The organism is Streptomyces sp. NBC_01808 (assembly GCF_035917395.1).
In the GTDB taxonomy this organism is placed as follows: domain Bacteria; phylum Actinomycetota; class Actinomycetes; order Streptomycetales; family Streptomycetaceae; genus Streptomyces.
This window is the reverse complement of sequence record NZ_CP109072.1, coordinates 4,716,505-4,734,660: the sequence shown is the minus strand read 5'-3', so window position 1 is coordinate 4,734,660 and position 18,156 is coordinate 4,716,505. Positions and strand designations below refer to the sequence as shown.

The window sequence follows — 18,156 nt, the reverse complement described above, 5'->3', positions numbered from 1 at the left end:
ACCTTCAGAATCATCTGAGAGGGCCGAGTCTGTCCGGAGCGCCCCTCTCAGGTCTACACCAGACGGATATCACTTCCGTAACCACGTCCCCCCTTCCTGCCATTGCCGCACGGGGTACCGGGCTGATAGGGAAGCGACGAGCTGAACCGCACACCAACGGTCGCGGAACAGCACGAAAGCGCGCACGATCGCAACGGTGCGCGTGGCGACGTACGTCCACGAGCACAACCAGGGAGCCGCACCTCATGGCAGCCGCAGAACCGTCCCGCACCGCCGCCGAGATAGCCACCCAGCCGAGCTGCTGGCGCCGAGCCCGGCAGGAGGCGGCGGCCGTCACCGGGCTGCCGCAGCCCGGGGAGAGGGTCGCGGTGGTCGGCTGCGGCACCTCGTGGTTCATGGCGCAGGCGTACGCCGGGCTGCGGGAGGCGGCGGGCCAGGGACACACCGACGCCTACGCCGCCTCGGAGTTCCCGGCCGGGCGGCGGTACGACCGGATGGTGGCGATCACCCGGTCCGGGACGACCACCGAGGTGCTGGACCTGCTGGCCGCGGTACGGAACGACGCCGCCGGGACCGCGACGACCGCCCTCACGGCGGACGCGGAGACGCCCGTCGCCACGGCCGCTGACGCGCTGGTCACGCTGGCGTACGCGGACGAGGAGTCGGTGGTGCAGACCCGGTTCGCGACGACGGCGCTGGCGCTGCTGCGCGCCGGCCTCGAACTGCACGGGCCGCCCGCGGCGGGTGTGAAGTCCGTCACGGACGCCGCGGTCGACGCCGAGTTGGCGGTGACGCAGCCGCTGCCGAAGGAGCTGGCGGCGGCGGTGCAGTGGACGTTCCTGGGCCGGGGCTGGACCTGCGGTCTGGCGGCGGAGGCGGCGCTGAAGATGCGCGAGGCGGCCGGCGCGTGGACGGAGAGCTACCCGGCGATGGAGTACCGGCACGGGCCGATGGCGATCACCGGCCCCGGGCGGGCGGTGTGGCACTTCGGCGAGCTGCCCGAGGGGCTGGCGGCGGACGTCGGCCGGGTCGGCGGCCACCTGAGCGCGGAGTCGACGGCGCGCGGGCTCGACCCGATGGCGGACCTGGTACGGGCCCAGCGGCTGGCGGTGGCCGTGGCGGAGGCGAAGGGGTACGACCCGGACCGCCCCCGGAACCTGACGCGCAGCGTCGTCCTGCGATAAGGCCGTGCGGCCGGCCTTCGGGACGGCGCATGCGGCGGGGCGGCACCGCGGAAGGGCGCTGACGCGGGCGGCCCGCGGAAAACACACGGCCGTGCGTCACGCGGCGACGCACGGCGGAGGGCCCGGCGGGGTGCGGCCGGCGTGCAGCGGGGGAGCCCGCGGTCGGCGTCCGGGGGTTCAGCGGGGGCACTCACCCGGATACCGGGGGAAACCGGACCCGTCATCGCGACTGGACTAGACCTCTCGCCTCTTTACGGGCGAGACTGTCCCCCGTGAGACACGTCATCGCCCTCGATGTGGGCGGCACCGGCATGAAAGCCGCCCTCGTCGGGGCGGACGGCGCGCTGCTCCACGAGACGCGCCGGCCGACCCCCCGCGAGGCGGGTCCCGAGGCCGTCGTCGCCGCCGTGCTCGACTTCGCGGCCGAGCTGCGGGACATCGGCGTGGAGAAGTACGGCGAGCCGGCCGTCGCGGCCGGCGTCGCGGTGCCCGGGATCGTGGACGACGCCGAGGGCGTCGCGGTGTTCTCGGCGAACCTCGGCTGGCGTGACGTACCGTTCCGCCGCCTCCTCGGCGAGCGGCTGGCCTGCCCCGTCGCCGTCGGCCACGACCTGCGCACCGGCGGGCTCGCCGAGGGCCGGCTCGGGGCCGCGCGCGACGTGGACCGGTTCCTCTTCATCGCCCTCGGCACCGGCATCGCCGCCGCCATCGGCATCGAAGGACGCATCGAGCCCGGCGCCCACGGCGGCTCCGGCGAGATCGGCCACGTCGTCGTACGCCCCGACGGGCCGCCCTGCGGCTGCGGGCAGCGCGGCTGCCTGGAGCGGCTGGCGTCCGCCTCCGCGGTCGGCGAGGCGTGGGCCACCGCCTGCGGCGACCCCGGCGCGACCGCCGCGGACTGCGCCCGGGCCGTCGAGGCCGGCGACCCGCTGGCGGAAGCCGTCTGGCAGGACGCCGTCGACGCCCTCGCCGGCGGTCTGATCACCGGCATCACCCTGCTCGACCCCCGCCGGATCGTCGTCGGCGGCGGCCTCGCCGAGGCCGGCGACACCCTGTTCGTACCGCTCACGCGCGCCGTCCGGGCGCGCCTCACGTTCCAGACATTCCCCCAGATCGTCCCGGCGGAGCTCGGAGACGCCGCCGCCTGCCTGGGCGCCGGGCAGCTCGCCTGGGACCTACTCGCCACGGAGGTAACCGCCTGATGCGGGATTCGATGCGGGAGGGCGGCACGGTGCTCACCGGCGCCCGTGTGGTCCAGCCGGCCGGCACCGTAGAGGACGCCCGGCTCACCGTCGCGGACGGCCGGATCGCCTCGGTGGCACCGCAGGCCGGCCCGGCACGGCCCGGCACGGCACCGCAGGCCCCCGGCGGGCCGCGGGACGACGGCGGGCCCGCGGCCCTCGACCTCTCCGGGCACTGGATCGTCCCCGGCTTCGTCGACATCCACGTGCACGGCGCCGGCGGCGCCTCCTTCTCCGGCGGCACCCACGAGCAGGCCCGCACCGTCATCGACACCCACCGCGGCCACGGCACCACCACCATGCTCGCCTCCACCGTCACCGGCGACCTGGACGACCTCGCCCGGCAGGCCGGCGTCCTCGCCGAGCTGGCCGAGGACGGCGAGCTGGCCGGCATCCACTTCGAGGGCCCGTTCATCTCCCCGCACCGCTGCGGCGCCCACCAGCCCTCGCTGCTGCGCGACCCCGCGCCCGCCGACGTGCGCAAGCTCGTCGAGGCCGGCCGCGGGCAGACCCGGATGCTCACGCTCGCGCCGGAGCTGCCGGGCGGCCTCGACTCCGTACGCCTTCTCGCCGACAGCGGCGTCATCGCCGCCGTGGGCCACACCGACTCCTCGTACGACGCCGTGCAGGAGGCCGTCGCGGCCGGCGCCACCGTCGCCACCCACCTCTTCAACGCCATGCCCGCGCTCGGCCACCGCTCGCCGGGTCCTGTCGCCGCGCTGCTGGAGGACGAGCGGGTCACCGTCGAGCTGATCAACGACGGCGTGCATCTGCACCCCGCGGTACTGCAGTTGGCGTTCGGGACCGCGGGGGCGGGCCGGGTCGCGTTCATCACCGACGCGATGGGCGCCGCCGGCATGGGCGACGGCCGCTACCCGCTCGGCCCGATGGAGGTCGACGTGCGGGACGGCGTGGCCCGGCTGGTCGACGGCGGGTCGATCGCGGGCTCCACGCTGACGCTGGACACCGCGTTCCGCCGGGCGGTCACCGTCGACGGTCTGCCGGTCGGGGACGTCGTGGCGGCGCTGTCGGCGACGCCGGCGAAGGTGCTGGGCGCGTACGACCGGATCGGCTCGCTGGAGCCCGGAAAGGACGCGGACCTCGTCGTGTTCGACGACCGGTTCGCTCTCGTCGGGATCATGCGCAAGGGTGCGTGGATCGTCGAACCCGGTAGCTGAGGCGCGCCGGCGGCGGCGCGCGCCGTCGACGGCGCTCAAGCACCATGGCAGGATCTTTCGCGCATATGTTCCTCACCGTCACACTCAATCTGGCACTCGACGTCACGTACCGGGTGCCGCGGCTGCGCGCCCACGCGTCGCACCGCGTCACCGACGTCACGGAGCGGCCCGGCGGCAAGGGCCTGAACGTGGCCCGCGTGCTCGCCGCGCTCGGCCACCCCGTCACCGTCACCGGCCTCGCCGGCGGCCCCACGGGCGCGCAGGTCCGCGCGCTGCTGGCCGCGGAGTCGGCTGGAGTGACCGACGCGCTCGTCTCCGTCGCGGGCAACACCCGCCGCACGGTCGCCGTCGTGGACGGCAGTACGGGCGACACCACCCAGCTCAACGAGGCGGGGCCCGAGGTCACCGCCGACGAGTGGGCGGTGTTCCTCGACGCGTACGCGTCGCTCCTCAAGGGCTCCGGCACGGGCACAGGCACCGGCGAAGGCCCCGCACCCGTGCGGGCCGTGGCGCTCTGCGGCAGCCTGCCGCCCGGGGTGCCCGTGGACGCGTACGCCGAGCTGGTGCGCGCCGCGCACGCCGCCGGCGTGCCCGTACTCCTCGACACCAGCGGCGAACCGCTGCGCCACGGCGTCGCCGCGGGACCCGACCTCGTCAAGCCCAACGCCGAGGAGCTGGCCCAGCTCACCGGCGACACCGAGCCGCTGCGCGCCGCCGACGACGCCCGCCGCCGCGGCGCCCACGCCGTCGTCGCCTCGCTCGGCGCCGACGGACTGCTCGCCGTCACCGCCGAAGGCACCTGGCGCGCCGCACCGCCGCGGCACGTGCCGGGCAACCCCACCGGCGCCGGCGATTCCGCCGTCGCCGGCCTGCTCTCCGGGCTCGCCGAGGGCCTGGACTGGCCCGCCCGGCTCGCCCGCGCGGTGGCGCTGTCCGCGGCGACCGTCGCCGCGCCCGTGGCGGGCGAGTTCGACACCGCCGTCTACGCGGAGACGCTGCCGCGCACCGAGATCACGTCGGGCCGCGGTGCGGCCCGGGATGGGGCCTGAAGATGCCACTCACGACCACCGGCGAACTCGTCGCCGCCGCCCGCGCCGCGGGCCACGGCGTGCCCGCCTTCAACGTCATCACGCTGGAGCACGCCGAGGCGATCGCCGCCGGCGCGGAGGCCGCGGGCGCGCCCGCGGTGCTGCAGATCTCGGAGAACGCCGTACGGTTCCACGGCGGCCGGCTCACGCCGATCGCCGCCGCGACGGCGGCCGTGGCGCGCTCCTCGTCCGCGCAGTTGTCGCTGCACCTGGATCACGTCGTCTCCCCGGAACTGCTGCGCTCCGCGCACGGTCTTGGCTTCAGCTCGGTGATGTTCGACGCCTCCAAGCTGTCGTACGCCGACAACGTCAAGGCCGCCGCGGAGGCGGTGCGCTGGGCGCACGAGCACGGCATCTGGATCGAGGCGGAGCTGGGGAAGGTCGGCGGCAAGGAGGGCGAGGCGCCCCTCGACGCGCACGCGCCGGGGGTGCGGACGGACCCGGACGAGGCAGTCGCGTACGTCAGGGACACCGGGGTCGACGCGCTGGCCGTCGCGGTGGGTAGCTCGCACGCGATGACCGAGCGCACGGCGGCGCTCGACCACAAGCTGATCGGCCGGCTGCGGGCCGCGGTCGCGGTGCCGCTGGTGCTGCACGGCTCGTCCGGGGTACCGGACGAGGAGCTGCGGCAGGCGGTGGCCTCGGGGATGGTGAAGATCAACGTCGGTACGGCCCTGAACACCGCGTTCACCGGCGCCGCCCGCGCCCATCTGGACGCGCACCCAGATGTGGTGGACCCGCGCAAGTACCTGGCGCCGGGGCGGGACGCGATGGCCGCGACCGTGCGGCGGTTCCTGGAGGTCGTCGGCGGCTGACGGAGCGGGGACGGCGACGGGCCCGTAGCGGCGCTACGGGCCCGGACGTACCGGCGCTACGGCACCGGAAAGCGCTACGACGAGACCTGGCCCTCCTTGAGCTCCACCTTGCTGATCGCGCTCTGGCATTCCTTGTTGCCCGACTCGCAGGACAGCTTGATCTCGTTGGCGCCCTCTTCCAGGGAGATCCACGAGTAGGTCCGGGTCCAGCCCGCCAGCCAGTCGTTCTTCTTCGCCTTCGCGAAGTTCTCCAGGTTCAGCGCCCGGCCCTCCGCCTCACCGTTGATGGTGAGGGTGAGTTCGGCGTCCTTGCCCGGCACGCTGTAGTCGACGAAGAGCGTGTACTCCCCCGCCTCGCTGACCTCGGGCTTCCAGGTGGCGGACGCGCCCTCCTTCTCCAGGCCGTGGACGTACGGGCCGTCCTCGGAGACGTTCGTGTCGCTGCCGACGACCGCGCCGCCGGCCAGCGCCAGCTTCGCGCCCTCCTCGGTGGGCGGGGCGGTCGGGTCCTTCTCGGGCTTGTCGTCGCCGTTCTTGGGCCCGTCGTCGCCGTCGGGGCTGGGGGCGACGGACTCCGAGTCGCCGCCGCCGACGTCCGAGTTCTCCCCGTCGCCGCTGAAGAGCACCGCGGCGACGATGGCGATGACCACCGTGGCGACCACGGCGACCGCGCCGAGCATCAGCCCGTTCCGCCCGCTGCCGCGGCCGCGGCGGGGGCCCTCGCCGGGGTCACCCGGCGGGAAGGACGGGGGCTGCGGCGGGGGGCCGCCGTAGGTCTCGGGCGCGGCGTAGTGCGGGCTGGGGCTGGACTGCCCGTACGGATACGCCTGCTGGGGCGGCACCTGGTGCGCGGCCTGCTGGCCGCCGTACGTCCGCTCGCCGACGGCCCTGACCTGGGTGTACGACGTGCGCGGCACACCCGGGGCGGGGGCCGTGCCCTCCCCCGGTCCCGGCACCGGCGCGGCACCGCCCTCGGGGCGGTACAGATGGGCGAAGGGGTCGTCGTCCTCGGGCGGCGTGCCCGCACCGTGGTTGCCGGCCGTCATCTCCCTCTCACTCCCTGGTGGGCGTTGCGTCCCGGCCGGCGGACCGCCGGCCAGGGGGCGAGCCTACCCCGTCCGGAGCAGTACCCGAGCGTTCCTTCTGTCGACTGTGGACGAAGCCACGACGGCCGCCTGTGGACGACCGGGGGCCGCGGGGCGGCGCCGCCCCGGGCCCGTACCACCGCCACTAGCCTGCCCGGCGGTGCGAGCGGCCCTGCGAGCGGGCCCGCTTCTCGCGGTACATGAGCTGGTCCGCCGAGCTGAGGATCTCCTCCGTCGACATCCCGCACATCGCCCAGCCGGTGCCGATGCTCGCGCCCACGCGCACCCCCCGGCCGTCGACGCGGATCGGCGGGATGATCGCGTTCCGCAGCCGCACCGCCAGGTCCTCGGCGCCGCCGGGCGTCAGGCCGTCGGCGAGCACCACGAACTCGTCGCCGCCGAGCCGCGCGACGGTATCGCCGTCGCGGACCGCGTGGGTCAGCCGCTGTGCGACGGCGATGAGCACGGCGTCGCCGGTGTTGTGCCCGAAGCGGTCGTTGATGGACTTGAAGCCGTCGAGGTCGCAGAAGAGCACCGCGAGCCCCTTGCCCCCGGACTCCCCGCCGCCCTCGGGGGCCATCGCGTGCACATGGTGCTCGTAAGGACCGGGTCCTGCCCACTGCTCCTCGGCACCGTCCGTCCCGAAGCCGTGCCCGTTGCTGTCGACCTCGCCGGGGACAGGACCGGCGCCGACGATGGCCCGGCCGCGCGGCCCCGGCAGCCCGGCGGCGGAGTGGCTGACGGCGCCCGTGTACAGCTCCGGCGGCCGGTCGCAGAGCCGGGCGGTGAGCCGGGCGCGCAGTTCGGCGGCGTTGGGCAGGCCGGTGAGCGAGTCGTGGCTGGCGCGGTGCGCGAGCTGCGCCTCGTGGCGCTTGCGCTCCTCGATGTCCTCGACGTGGGTGAGGAGGTAGCGCGGGCCGTCGGCGGCGTCGGCGACCACCGAGTTGCGCAGGCTCGCCCACACGTACGTGCCGTCGCGGCGGGCGAGGCGCAGTTCGGCCTTGCCGCCCTCGGCGAAGGTGCGCAGCAGGGTGCCGACGTCCTCGGGGTGGACCAGGTCGGAGAACGACAGCCGGCGCAGGCTGGAGGGCTGGCGGCCCAGGAGCCGGCACAGCGCGTCGTTCGTACGGATCAGCCGCCCGTGGTCGTCGCCGCCCATCTCGGCGACGGCCATGCCGCTGGGCGCGTACTCGAAGGCCTGGCGGAAGCTCTCCTCGCTGGCGCGGAGCGCCTGCTGCTCGCGCTCCAGACGCACCAGCGCGCGCTGCATGTTGGCCCGCAGCCGGGCGTTGGTGATCGCTATGGCGGCCTGCGAGGCGTACATCTGCAGGGCCTCGCGCCCCCAGGGTGTCGGCACCCGGCCGTTGGCCGGCTTGTCGACGGACAGGACGCCGAGCAGCTCGCGGCCGGCGTCGTAGATCGGTGCGAAGAGGCGGTCGCCGGTGACCCAGTCACCGGGGGCGGAGGGCGGCGGGACGACGGGGTGGGTCTGCGGCACCGCGTCGTCGTCGAGCACCCAGCCTTCGCTGTGGGGTATGTAGCGCAGCTCGCCCCACTCGACGCCCATGTGGAGCCGGCGTTCCCACGCCTCGCGCGGGCCGACCCGGCCCGCCATGATCGCCTCGGCGGTCGGATCACCGCCGACGGCGGCGACGACGAGATCGCCGTCGGGCCGTACGAGGTTCACCGCGGACACCTCGTACCCGAGGGCGACGAGCCCGTCCGCGACGCTCTGGAGAGTGTCGGCGAGGCTGCGCGTCTGATTCAGGTCCGCGAGGACCGAATGCAGCCGGCGCAGGCTCGCCAGCCTTACGTAAGGTTCGGCCTCCGTCTCCATACCTGCCCTCCCGTCTCGCCCCGACCTCGGCGGAAGACCCCCGCGTGGAATTTCATCCAACGACACGGCCACTGAATCACAGCCAGCTCTTCGGCGGGTACACAGGGTCAACATTGGATGGCCTCTGTGACTCAAGTCACAGGGTGGGAAGGTGTTAACCGGCGTGCGGCCAAGAGTCGCACGCCGGTCCGCGCGAGCTTCGCGCCGGGTGAGGCGGAAGGGGCCGTACGGCGGGGTCCGTGGGGGGCCCGCGGCAGGTGGGGCGGGACGGAGACCTAGGACTCCGCTCCGCCCTCGGCCCGATGCCCGGGGCCCGTCCGCCCCGTTACGGTTCGAAGCGTGCTGCATGAGACGCAAACGGTGGACCATCCTGTTGGGGTGAGCGACGAGCAGTTCCGGGCGGCCATGAGCCGGCTGGCCGCGGGCGTGGTGCTGGTCACCGCGTACGACCCGGACCCCGGCCTGAACGGCGAGGACGTCGGGATGACGGCGACCGCGTTCCTGTCGGTGTCCCTGGACCCCCCGCTGGTGATGGTCAGCGTCCGCAACGGCTCCCGCATGGACGAACTGCTGACGGAGCGCGAGGAGTGGGCGGCGTCGGTGCTCTCCGAGAGCCAGCGGCACATCGCCGGACGGTTCGCGATGAAGGGGCGGATCAGCGACCGGCTGCTGTTCGACGACATCCCGTACACGCGTGGCGAGGTGACGGGGTGCGCGCTGGTGGGCGGGGCGCTGGCGACGGTGGAGTGCAGGACGGAGCAGCGCGTGGTGGCGGGGGACCACACGCTGGTGATCGGGCGGGTGCTGAGCGCGACGCAGCCCAGCTCCGACGGGAGCCCGCTGACGTACTTCCGGGGGCGGTACCGGACGTTGGGCTGAGCCTTCGCACCTTCGCGTTGGCGACGGGCGGGAGCGAGGGACTCGGCGGGAGACGGCCGAGCTGTCACTGGCCCCAGCCGCGGCCCGTGCGGCCGCGCTTGACGTCGGACCGCTGCTTCTTCTCCCGCAGCCTGCGCTCGTTGACCCCCCGCGGGACCTTCCGCTTCCGCCGCGGCGCGGGCGGCGGCGCCGTGGCCTCCGCGAGCAGCGCGGCGAGCCGTACGGCGGCCGTCTCGCGGTTGCGCCACTGCGACCGGTGCTCGCTCGCCCGGACCACGACGTGCCCGTCGACGAGCCGGTCCGCGAGCCGCTCCAGGGCCCGCTCCTTCCACACGGGCGGCAGCGACTGCGTACCCGCGAGATCGAAGCGGACCTCGGCCTGGGTGTCGCTGGTGTTCACGTGCTGACCGCCCGGCCCGGAGGAACGCGAGAAACGCCACAGCAGCTCGGCCTCCGGCAGGACGACCGAGCCGCGGATGCGGTAGGGACCGGACATGTCTCCCATGATCCCGCGCGGATGTTCGACCTGTCACGTCGTTTGCGCCACCCGGGAGTCGCCCGGAAGTGGCGGGGGTACGGTGCGTGGAACCGGGTGGGGCACACCGGCGTTGTGGTCCGTAGACGTGGCTCCGGCACGTGGAGCCAGAACCAGGAGGGGACTCCCCATGCCCGTAAGCCTGTCCAAGGGCGGCAACGTTTCGCTCACCAAGGAAGCCCCCGGGCTGACCGCCGTCACGGTCGGTCTCGGCTGGGACGTCCGCACCACGACGGGAGTGGACTTCGACCTGGACGCGAGCGCCATCGCGGTGAACGCCGAAGGCCGGGTCTTCTCCGACCAGCACTTCATCTTCTTCAACAACCGGCAGTCGCCGGACCAGACGATCGTGCACACCGGTGACAACGTCACCGGCGAGGGCGCGGGCGACGACGAGCAGATCAAGGTCAACCTCGCCGGCCTGCCGCCCGAGATCGACAAGATCGTCTTCCCGGTCTCGATCTACGACGCCGAGACCCGCAGCCAGAACTTCGGCCAGGTGCGCAACGCGTTCATCCGCGTCGTGAACCAGGCCGGGGAGGCGGAGATCGCCCGCTACGACCTCACCGAGGACGCGGCGACGGAGACCGCGATGGTCTTCGGCGAGCTGTACCGCAACGGCGCGGAGTGGAAGTTCCGCGCGGTGGGCCAGGGCTACGCCTCGGGCCTGTCGGGCATCGCCCAGGACTTCGGCGTCAGCGTCTAAGCCGACGGGATCCGCGGGACATCCGCATACACGGAGTGGCCCGCCGCGCGGGAGCGCGGCGGGCCACTCGTGTTCTTGGGGTCAGAACTCGGCAGTGTCCAGTTCGAAGTCGAACGGCTTCGGCAGCGTGATCTTCTCACCGAGCGTCGCGCTCTCGCTGCGGGCGTACTGCCCTGCCTTCGGCCTGCTGAACACCGAGACGATGCCCGCTTCGCGATCGATGAGCAGATAGAGGGGGATCCCAGCGCGGGCATATCCGCGAAACTTCTTCAAGCGGTCGTTGCGGGCTGTGGACTTCGAGGTGACTTCGGCGACAAGCAAGACGGGATCGGGATCGTGCCACTCAAGTTCGGCCTGGAACGCCCGCTTGGGGGCGACCACCAGATCAGGGATGACCCGGAGGCTGGGATCGGGACCGGAAAGTTTCAGGCCGATTCCGTGGTATATCCGAACATCTCTACGATGGTCGCGAACCTGCTCGTGCATCCCGGAGACGAAGTCTTCGTGCTCAGCATTGGCCGGAGGTGTCACGTGGATTTGCCCCTCGATCAGCTCCACGCGCCATCCCCTGGGGACAGCCGCGCTTGCTGCGAAGAAGGCGTCCTCGACCGGGTGGTTTGCAGGCACGAGCACCTCGCGCTCAGGAATCGTCAATGCCATGGGTGTCCTCCTTCGTCGAAAGGACGCTCTCAGCGTATGCGAGCCGACGCGGCAGAATGAGGCGCCGTTTCACCCGAACGGGTGTTCAGTGACATTTCTGCAGGTCATCCGCCGTCATCCACCGCCCGGACCGCCACCCCCACCTGCGCGGCGAAGACCGGGGCCAGGGCAAGCAGTTGCTCGGGGCTGATGACCGCGCCGGCCAGGCGGTCCACGCCTCGTTCGAGGGTCAGCTCCGAGGCACCGCGCAGGTCGACGTCCGTCAGGCGGGCGCCGGAGAGGTCCGCGCGCTGGATCGCGCAGCCCTCGAACGCCACCCGCTCCAGCCGGGCGTCGCCGAAGTCCGGCTCCGCCAGCACGCAGTCCTCGAACACGACGTCCGTCAGCCGCGCCCCGCGCAGGTTCAGGAAGTCCGCCTTGCCGCCGCGCACCACCACCCGCTCCAGCGTCGCCCCGTGCAACTGCACGCCGCCCAGCCGGGTGTCCGTCAGCTCCACGTCCCGCAGCGTCGCCCCCGCCAGGTCCGTCCCCGCGCCGCGCACCTCCTCCAGCACCGAGTCGATCAGCCGCGCGCTCGGCAGCCGCGCCGCGTCCAGCACGCAGCGGCGCAGCGCGCAGTCCATGAAGCGCGCCCCCGCGCCGTCCGCCCCCGTCAGGTCGAGCCCGGCGAACTCCAGCGCGTCGTAGTCCCCGTCGGGCTCCAGGTCCGCCGCCCCGTACGTCCCCGCGGCGCCCTCCTCCCCCGCCCCGTACCGCTCCAGGGACGCCGGGAGCCGCACCGTGGGCCGCCGCGGCGCCTTGACCGTCTTCCGCCTCGTCATGCGCCCCATCGTGACCTACGGCACTGACACCGCACCCGATGTCACATTCCATGCCCCCGTCTTCGTCCTGTGATCAGAACGGCAATACCGCAGGTGAGGAGCACCACATGCGACGGATCTCCGTCATCGGCGGCGGGCTGGCCGGGCTCACCGCCGCCATCACCGCCGCCGAGGCAGGCGCCCGCGTCACCCTGTACGAGGCGCACCACACCGTCGGGGGGCGCGCCCGTACCGCCGACGGGCCCTACCGCACCAACGAGGGGCCGCACGCCCTCTACTACCGCGGCCCGCACTGGGCCTGGCTCAAGCAGCGCCACCTCCTCGGCCCGCTCGCCCCGATCCCGCCCCTGGAGGGCTCCCGGTTCCGCTTCCGCCGCGACGGCCGGCTGCGGAAGGTGCCGCCGGCCGCGATGCTGCGCCTGGTCCGCCGCCGCGAGGCGCCCGTGGACCGCGACTTCCACGGTTGGGCCGCGGAGATCGCAGGCGAGGCCGGCGCCCGGGCCGCCGCCCACTACAGCGCCGTCGCGATCTTCCATCACGACCCGGGCTCCCTGTCCGCCGCCTTCGTCCAGGAGCGGCTGCGCCGCACCACCGCGCTGCCGCCCGAGGCGCACTATCCGGCGGGCGGCTGGGGTTCCGTCGTCGACCGGATGGCGAGCATGGCGTGGAACCTCGGGGTACGGATCGAGACCGGCACCCGCGTCGCCGAGCTGCCGCGGGGCGGCCCCGTCGTCGTCGCCACCTCGCTGCCCGCCGCCCGCGCGCTCCTCGGCGACGCGTCGCTGACCTGGCACTCGGGCCGTACGGCCCTCCTCGACCTCGCCGTGCGCGAGCGCCGCGGCGACGCCTTCGTCGTCTCCGACCTCGACGCTCCCGGCTGGGTGGAGCGTTTCTCCGCCGGGGACACGTCGCTGGCTCCGGCCGGCGAACAGCTCATCCAGAGCCAGGTGCCGGTGGCGCCCGGGGAGAACAAGACGGTGGGTGTCGCGCGCGCTGAGGAGCTGCTGGACCTGGGCTACCCGGGCTGGCGGGACCGTACGGTATGGCGCCGCGAGGCGCTGGCCGCGGGCCGCACGGGCGCGGTGGACCCGCCGGGCAGCACGTGGCGCGACCGGCCCGGGGTGGACCGGGGCGACGGGGTGTACCTGGCGGGGGACCAGGTGGCGGCGCCCGGGGTGCTGAGCGAGGTGGCGTTCGCGAGCGCGATCGAGGCGGTGCGGCTGGCGCTGCCGGCGGGGCGGCCGGCCGCGGCGGCGTAGCGAGGGCGGGGCGCGGGGGCGTGCGCGGCTCCGTGCGGCCCGAGGGCGGGACCGCTTGACCTGAAGTTCTGTTCAAGTTGTCTGCTGGCCTCATGCACGCCATACGACTTCACGCCTTCGGCCCCGCTGAGAACCTCGTCTACGAGAAGACCGACGACCCCGTGCCCGGCCCCGGCCAGGTCCGTATCGCCGTCGCCGCCGCCGGGGTGCACCTCCTCGACACCTTCCTGCGCGCCGGCGAGACCGGCGGCCCCATGCCGCCCCCCGACCTGCCCACGATCCCCGGCCGCGAGGTCGCCGGCACCGTCGAGTCCGTGGGCGACGGCGTCGACCCGGAGTGGCTGGGCCGCCGCGTCGTCGCCCACATCGGGCTCCGGCCGGGCGGCTACGCGGAGTTGACCGTCACCGAGGCCGAGCGGCTGCACGCGCTGCCCGACTCCCTCGACGCCGCGGAGGCCGTCGCCATGATCGGCACGGGGCGGACGACGATGGGCTTCCTGCACTTCGCGGAGGTGACGGCGGACGACGTCGTGATCGTCACGGCGGCGGCGGGCGGCGTCGGCTCGCTGCTGGTGCAGTACGCGCGGAACATCGGCGCGTACGCCGTGGGCCTGGCCGGCGGCCCGGAGAAGGTCGCGCGCGTACGGGACCTCGGCGCGGACACCGCCGCCGACTACACCGAGCAGGACTGGCCCGGCGCCGTACGCGCCGCCCTCGGCGACCGCCGGCCCACCGTGCTCCTCGACACCGTCGGCGGCACCGCCGCGCGCACGGCGGCAGACCTCCTCGCACCCGGCGGGCGGCACCTGGTGCTGGGCTGGTCGTCGGGGACGCCGCTGGAGTTCACGGAGGCGGAGCTGGCGGAGCGGGGCATCACGTCGGTCAACGTCCTCGGCCCCGACTGGCTCAGCCGCATCGGCGGCGACGACCCCCTGCGGCGGATGGAGGAGGCGGCGCTGACGGAGGCGGCCACGGGCCGCTGGACACCGCTGGTGCAGCGCTACCCGCTGGCACGGGCCGCCGAGGCCCACCGGGCGCTGGAGACGCGGGGGACGGTGGGGAAGGTCGTACTGGAGCCGTAGGACGGGCAGTCGGGCGGCAGAGCAGGCGGGTGCCGGAGGGGGAGGAGGGCTGGACGGCGGTCCGCGGGGTACGCCCGCGGACCGGCGTCCGGCCATGGCGCGGCGGCCACCCGGTACGCGTCACCCCCCGCCCGGTCCGCGCAGCCGCACCGCCGCGGCCGCCGCCGCGAGCGGGAACGCCGCCACCACCCCCAGCGCCGCCGCCAGGCCCGCCGCGTCCGCCAGCGTCCCCGCGGCTGCTGCCGTACGACGCCGCCGTCTGGCGCGCCACCGACCCCGGCGACCGGGCTGATGACCGCGCCCGTACGCACCGAGCACACCGACAAGCGCGGCTGCTGGGACTACTGGGAGTGCGAGCTGTCCGACGAGTGCGTCAACGGGTTCGCGGACCTCGCGCGGGCCCGGGTGCCGGTCGCGGCGCTGCGCGCGCCGACGGGCGATGAACCGGACCGGGCAGCGATCCACCGGCAGTTCCTGCGGCCGCGGGGGCTGCACGACGAACTGCGGGCGGTGCTCTTCCTTGAGCACTACGAGCCGGTCGCCGCGGCCGGAACACTGCGCACCCGGCCGTGACCTCCGCGGGGCAGGACGTACGGTGCAGATCGTGGATGTAGATCGAGAGGCCGGCGCCCCGGGCCCGGCGGAGCCGCGGCTGCGGCCGCCGCACCACCGGGTGGACCGCCGGGCCGTCGCCTGGTGGCGTACGCGACTGCTGCTTGCGGCGGCCGTGCCGGTCGCGGTGCTTGGGGTGCTGGGCGCGCTGATCGGTCCCGCCAGGTTCTGGCTGCTGGCGGTGGCCGCGGCGGTGGCGGCGGCGGGGCTGGCGGTGGGCACGGGGCTGCCGCGGTGGTACTACCGCGTGCACCGGTGGGAGGTCACGGACGACGCGGTGTACGTCCGTACCGGCTACTTCTGGGTCGACTCCCGGATCGCGCCGATGTCGCGGATCCAGACGGTGGACACCGAACGGGGGCCGCTGCAGCGGGCGTTCGGTCTCGCGGCGGTGACGGTGACGACCGCGTCGGCGAAGGGCGCGCTGCGGATCGAGGCGCTGGACCACGAGGAGGCGGCGGAGCTGGCGGAGCAGTTGGCGCTGGCGACGCAGAAGACCCCGGGGGACGCGACGTGACGGACGCGGTTACGGGTACGGGGCAGGGCGCGCCCGCGGAGCGGACCGCGACGCCCGCCGGCACACCGGACCCGGCGCCCGCAGCCCCGCGTACCCCCGCCCCTGCTTCTGCCCGGCCAGACCCCGCCCCGCCGGACCCGGCCACCGACTGGCGCCGCCTCGACCCCCGTTCCCTCCTCGTCACCGCCCAGCTCCTCCTCGGCGCCGCCTTCGGCGCCGGTGTCCCCGTCGGCGCCGGGCTCGCCGCGCACCTCGACGTCCGCGCCGCCGTGGCCTGGGTGCTGGCCGGGTCCGTGCTGCTCCTCGGCGGCGGGCTCGCCGTGGACGTGCTGCGGCTGCGCCACACCCGCTACCGCGTCGGCGCCGAGCGCGTCGAGCTGCGTACCGGCGTGCTGTTCACCAGCCGGCGCTCCCTCCCCCGCGACCGGATCCGCACCGTCGACCTCACCGCGCACCCCCTCCTCCGCCTCCTCGGGCTGGTCAAGGTCCGTATCGGCACCGGCGACCAGACCGCCGCGGGCGAGTCCGCGCTGCAACTGACGCCCGTGCGGCGCGCGGAGGGCGAGTCGCTGCGCCGCGCACTCCTCCGCCGGGACACGACAGCCGCACCGGCCGGCGACGACCCCCGGCTCGCCACCCTCTCCCCCGGCTGGATCCGCTACGCGCCCCTCTCCTTCCTCACCCCCCTCCTCGCGCTCACCGGCTGGGGCGCGGTGATGCAGGTCAGCCAGTGGTTCGGCGCGGAGGAGACGGTGGTCGACTGGGTACGGGACACGTTCAGCCCGCTGCCCGCGCTGTGGACGGTGCTGGCGCTGGGATCGATCGCGCTGGTGACCGGGTTCGTGGGGTCGCTCGGGCTGTGGACCGAGATGTGGTGGAACTACCGGCTGGAGCGCGAGCCGGACGGCACGCTGCGCGTCCGCCGGGGGCTGCTGACCACCCGGTCGATATCGCTGGAGGAGGCGCGGCTGCGCGGCGTCGACGTGGTCGAGCCGCTGGGGGTGCGGCTGTCGGGCGCGGCCCGGGTGGAGGCGATCGCAACGGGACTGTCCCGCAAGGACGGTGAGGACGACGACCTGAGCGCTCTGCTGCCCGCCGCCCCGCGCGCCGTCGTCGACGACGTGACGGCCCGGGTGCTCCGCGCGCCCGTCGCCCTGACCCGGCCGGAGCTGGCGCCGCATCCGCGGGCGGCGCTGGCGCGGCGGCTGCGGTGGTCGCTGGGCGCGGCGCTGGTGCCGGTGGCGGTGCTGGTGGCGCTGGGGGCGGCGCTGTCGGTACGGGGGCTTCTGTACGCGGGGGCGGTGGCGGCTGCGGTGCTGCTGCCGGCGGCGGCGCTGCTGGCGCGGGACGCGTACCGGAGCCTGGGGCACGGGCTGGCGGGGCCGTATCTGGTCGTACGCAGCGGCACCCTGCGGCGCTCGACGGTGGCGCTGCGGCGGGACGGGGTGGTCGGCTGGACGGTGCGGCAGTCGCTGTTCCAGCGGCGGGCGGGGCTGGTGACGCTGCGGGCGACGACGGCGGCGGGGGCGCAGGCGTACGCGGCGTACGACGTGGGGGAGGCGCAGGGGCTGCGGTTCGCGGCGGAGGCGGTGCCGGAGCTGCTGACGCCGTTCCTGGTCACGGGGGCCGGGGCGGAGGGCCCGGCGCCCGCCCCCGTACCCGCGGAGGGGGATGCGCCGTGACCAGTGCGCGCAGGGCGTCGTGAGCTGCGGGCAGATCACGTACGGGCCGCAGAGCGTCGAGGGCCCGAAGGGCCTGACGAGTTGCAGCGGCGGCAACGGGCAGTTCGCCGAGCTGGACGACAACAGCAAGGGCTGGCGCGTCAGCAGCAGACGGCTTCCCCGTGTAAGGTGACCGTCGCCGTGTTCGTCTACGGAGAGAGAAGAGAGAGGGAGGTGAGGTTGATGACCGCGCTCAAGGCCACCGTGCGCAGCGTCCGGGTCTCCCTCACGTCCCGGGCCGTGGCCTGACCTCTCTCCCACCCCCGCCCACGCCGGGAGCGTGAGCCCGCGGGGGCGTCCACGAACACGACCATCGAAACGGATCCACATCCATCATGGGCAACACCGGCAACACCTGGATCACGCGCGCCGAGACCCGCGCCGACATCCCCGTCATCCGCGAGATCACCCTCGCCGCCTTCGGCCGCGAGCACGAGGCCGACATCGTCGACAAGCTGCGTGCCGACGAGTCCGCGTGGATCGAGGGCCTGTCCCTCGTCGTCACGGACCCCGAAGCGGCATCCGGCACCGCCGGCGCCGCGGTCCTCGGGCACATCCTGCTTACCCGCGGCCACATCGGCGACACCCCCGCGCTCTGCCTCGGGCCCGTCTCCGTGCGGCCCGAGCGGCAGCGTGACGGGGTGGGTTCCGTGGCCGTACGGGCCGCGCTCGCGGCGGCCGCGGCGCGGGGCGAGCGGTACGTCGTCCTCGTCGGACACCCGGAGTACTACCCGCGGTTCGGGTTCACGCGGGCGTCCGCGTACGGCATCCAGCTCAGCGTCGAGGTGCCGGACGACGCGCTGATGGCCCTCGCGCTCGACGAGGCCCACCCGCTGCCCGGCGGCATGATCCGCTGGCCGGCGGCGTTCGGTATCTGATCACCACCGGTACGGGGCCGGGCGCGGCCCGCGCCCGGCCCCGTACCGCCACCGGCAC

The 18,156-nt window shown here is 74.6% G+C and carries 18 protein-coding genes and 1 pseudogene; 14 read left to right on the top strand and 5 right to left on the bottom strand.

All coding sequences use genetic code 11. The features are described from left to right. The first annotated feature begins 245 nt into the window (after positions 1 to 245). From OG946_RS20910 to OG946_RS20890, 5 genes are all read left to right on the top strand, one after another. Entirely contained in the window at positions 246 to 1,184 is a 939-nt protein-coding gene (locus OG946_RS20910; protein ID WP_326797582.1) for an SIS domain-containing protein, read from the top strand. Positions 1,185 to 1,456: 272 nt separating this feature from the next. After that, positions 1,457 to 2,386 (top strand): ROK family protein, encoded by a 930-nt coding sequence (locus OG946_RS20905; protein WP_326797581.1) that lies wholly within the window; start codon positions 1,457 to 1,459, stop codon positions 2,384 to 2,386. Next, positions 2,386 to 3,603 (top strand): N-acetylglucosamine-6-phosphate deacetylase, encoded by a 1,218-nt coding sequence (gene nagA, locus OG946_RS20900; protein ID WP_326797580.1) that lies wholly within the window; start codon positions 2,386 to 2,388, stop codon positions 3,601 to 3,603. Before OG946_RS20905 ends, nagA begins: the two co-directional genes overlap by 1 nt. 65 nt (positions 3,604 to 3,668) lie before the next feature. After that, complete coding sequence (locus tag OG946_RS20895) at positions 3,669 to 4,652, top strand: 1-phosphofructokinase family hexose kinase (RefSeq protein ID WP_326797579.1); 984 nt, start codon at positions 3,669 to 3,671, stop codon at positions 4,650 to 4,652. A gap of 2 nt (positions 4,653 to 4,654) precedes the next feature. Further along, on the top strand, positions 4,655 to 5,506 hold the full coding sequence (locus OG946_RS20890; RefSeq protein WP_326797578.1) for a class II fructose-bisphosphate aldolase: 852 nt from the start codon (positions 4,655 to 4,657) through the stop codon (positions 5,504 to 5,506). Positions 5,507 to 5,580: 74 nt separating this feature from the next. Here the strand turns inward: OG946_RS20890 and OG946_RS20885 are convergent, their stop codons facing one another. Together OG946_RS20885 and cdgB are read right to left on the bottom strand one after the other, a co-directional pair. Then, entirely contained in the window at positions 5,581 to 6,552 is a 972-nt protein-coding gene (locus OG946_RS20885) for a CBM35 domain-containing protein (RefSeq protein WP_326797577.1), read from the bottom strand. A 184-nt stretch (positions 6,553 to 6,736) separates the two neighbouring features. Further along, positions 6,737 to 8,428 carry a diguanylate cyclase CdgB gene (cdgB, locus tag OG946_RS20880; protein ID WP_326797576.1) on the bottom strand — a complete coding sequence of 564 codons (1,692 nt, stop codon included), beginning with the start codon at positions 8,426 to 8,428 and terminating at the stop codon, positions 6,737 to 6,739. 339 nt (positions 8,429 to 8,767) lie between these two features. Between cdgB and OG946_RS20875 the strand changes: the two genes are divergently transcribed. Next, positions 8,768 to 9,307: a flavin reductase family protein gene (locus OG946_RS20875; protein ID WP_326797575.1), complete on the top strand. Its 540-nt coding sequence runs from the start codon at positions 8,768 to 8,770 to the stop codon at positions 9,305 to 9,307. A gap of 64 nt (positions 9,308 to 9,371) precedes the next feature. Here the strand turns inward: OG946_RS20875 and arfB are convergent, their stop codons facing one another. After that, positions 9,372 to 9,803 (bottom strand): alternative ribosome rescue aminoacyl-tRNA hydrolase ArfB, encoded by a 432-nt coding sequence (gene arfB / locus OG946_RS20870; protein ID WP_326797574.1) that lies wholly within the window; start codon positions 9,801 to 9,803, stop codon positions 9,372 to 9,374. 169 nt (positions 9,804 to 9,972) lie between these two features. On the opposite strand from arfB, the gene OG946_RS20865 reads away from it, so the two are divergent. Beyond that, positions 9,973 to 10,548: a TerD family protein gene (locus OG946_RS20865; protein ID WP_326797573.1), complete on the top strand. Its 576-nt coding sequence runs from the start codon at positions 9,973 to 9,975 to the stop codon at positions 10,546 to 10,548. An 81-nt stretch (positions 10,549 to 10,629) separates the two neighbouring features. On the opposite strand, the gene OG946_RS20860 is transcribed toward OG946_RS20865, so the two are convergent. Together OG946_RS20860 and OG946_RS20855 are read right to left on the bottom strand one after the other, a co-directional pair. Further along, positions 10,630 to 11,208 (bottom strand): Uma2 family endonuclease, encoded by a 579-nt coding sequence (locus OG946_RS20860; RefSeq protein ID WP_326797572.1) that lies wholly within the window; start codon positions 11,206 to 11,208, stop codon positions 10,630 to 10,632. A 104-nt stretch (positions 11,209 to 11,312) separates the two neighbouring features. Further along, complete coding sequence (locus OG946_RS20855; RefSeq protein ID WP_326797571.1) at positions 11,313 to 12,029, bottom strand: pentapeptide repeat-containing protein; 717 nt, start codon at positions 12,027 to 12,029, stop codon at positions 11,313 to 11,315. Between the two features lie 107 nt (positions 12,030 to 12,136). On the opposite strand from OG946_RS20855, the gene OG946_RS20850 reads away from it, so the two are divergent. The 7 genes and pseudogenes from OG946_RS20850 (at position 12,137) to OG946_RS20820 (ending at position 18,098) form a co-directional block, all read left to right on the top strand. Next, positions 12,137 to 13,288 carry an FAD-dependent oxidoreductase gene (locus OG946_RS20850; RefSeq protein WP_326797570.1) on the top strand — a complete coding sequence of 384 codons (1,152 nt, stop codon included), beginning with the start codon at positions 12,137 to 12,139 and terminating at the stop codon, positions 13,286 to 13,288. A gap of 92 nt (positions 13,289 to 13,380) precedes the next feature. Further along, a complete protein-coding gene (locus tag OG946_RS20845; protein WP_326797569.1) occupies positions 13,381 to 14,370 on the top strand; it encodes a zinc-binding dehydrogenase in 990 nt (329 codons plus the stop codon). A 291-nt stretch (positions 14,371 to 14,661) separates the two neighbouring features. Then, entirely contained in the window at positions 14,662 to 14,943 is a 282-nt protein-coding gene (locus OG946_RS20840; RefSeq protein ID WP_326797568.1) for a hypothetical protein, read from the top strand. Positions 14,944 to 14,965: 22 nt separating this feature from the next. Then, positions 14,966 to 15,499, top strand: coding sequence for a PH domain-containing protein (locus OG946_RS20835; protein ID WP_326797567.1), 534 nt, complete (start codon positions 14,966 to 14,968; stop codon positions 15,497 to 15,499). Further along, the gene (locus tag OG946_RS20830; protein ID WP_326797566.1) at positions 15,496 to 17,181 is read left to right on the top strand and encodes a PH domain-containing protein; all 1,686 of its coding nucleotides are present in this window, start codon (positions 15,496 to 15,498) and stop codon (positions 17,179 to 17,181) included. Before OG946_RS20835 ends, OG946_RS20830 begins: the two co-directional genes overlap by 4 nt. After that, positions 17,174 to 17,326: pseudogene (locus OG946_RS20825) on the top strand (lytic polysaccharide monooxygenase); the annotation flags it as partial. The gene OG946_RS20830 and the pseudogene OG946_RS20825, both read left to right, overlap by 8 nt. Before the next feature lie 229 nt (positions 17,327 to 17,555). Continuing rightward, entirely contained in the window at positions 17,556 to 18,098 is a 543-nt protein-coding gene (locus OG946_RS20820) for a GNAT family N-acetyltransferase (protein ID WP_326797565.1), read from the top strand. The last annotated feature ends 58 nt before the right edge of the window (positions 18,099 to 18,156 follow it).

What these genes read in the sequence shown, in the direction of transcription:
- OG946_RS20910 (WP_326797582.1), top strand. Translation starts at nt 246, where the DNA reads ATGGCAGCCGCAGAACCGTCCCGCACCGCCGCCGAGATAGCCACCCAG.
- nagA (WP_326797580.1), top strand. Translation starts at nt 2,386, where the DNA reads ATGCGGGATTCGATGCGGGAGGGCGGCACGGTGCTCACCGGCGCCCGT.
- OG946_RS20895 (WP_326797579.1), top strand. Translation starts at nt 3,669, where the DNA reads ATGTTCCTCACCGTCACACTCAATCTGGCACTCGACGTCACGTACCGG.
- OG946_RS20890 (WP_326797578.1), top strand. Translation starts at nt 4,655, where the DNA reads ATGCCACTCACGACCACCGGCGAACTCGTCGCCGCCGCCCGCGCCGCG.
- OG946_RS20885 (WP_326797577.1), bottom strand. Translation starts at nt 6,552, where the DNA reads ATGACGGCCGGCAACCACGGTGCGGGCACGCCGCCCGAGGACGACGAC.
- cdgB (WP_326797576.1), bottom strand. Translation starts at nt 8,428, where the DNA reads ATGGAGACGGAGGCCGAACCTTACGTAAGGCTGGCGAGCCTGCGCCGG.
- arfB (WP_326797574.1), bottom strand. Translation starts at nt 9,803, where the DNA reads ATGTCCGGTCCCTACCGCATCCGCGGCTCGGTCGTCCTGCCGGAGGCC.
- OG946_RS20865 (WP_326797573.1), top strand. Translation starts at nt 9,973, where the DNA reads ATGCCCGTAAGCCTGTCCAAGGGCGGCAACGTTTCGCTCACCAAGGAA.
- OG946_RS20860 (WP_326797572.1), bottom strand. Translation starts at nt 11,208, where the DNA reads ATGGCATTGACGATTCCTGAGCGCGAGGTGCTCGTGCCTGCAAACCAC.
- OG946_RS20855 (WP_326797571.1), bottom strand. Translation starts at nt 12,029, where the DNA reads ATGACGAGGCGGAAGACGGTCAAGGCGCCGCGGCGGCCCACGGTGCGG.
- OG946_RS20850 (WP_326797570.1), top strand. Translation starts at nt 12,137, where the DNA reads ATGCGACGGATCTCCGTCATCGGCGGCGGGCTGGCCGGGCTCACCGCC.
- OG946_RS20845 (WP_326797569.1), top strand. Translation starts at nt 13,381, where the DNA reads ATGCACGCCATACGACTTCACGCCTTCGGCCCCGCTGAGAACCTCGTC.
- OG946_RS20840 (WP_326797568.1), top strand. Translation starts at nt 14,662, where the DNA reads ATGACCGCGCCCGTACGCACCGAGCACACCGACAAGCGCGGCTGCTGG.
- OG946_RS20820 (WP_326797565.1), top strand. Translation starts at nt 17,556, where the DNA reads ATGGGCAACACCGGCAACACCTGGATCACGCGCGCCGAGACCCGCGCC.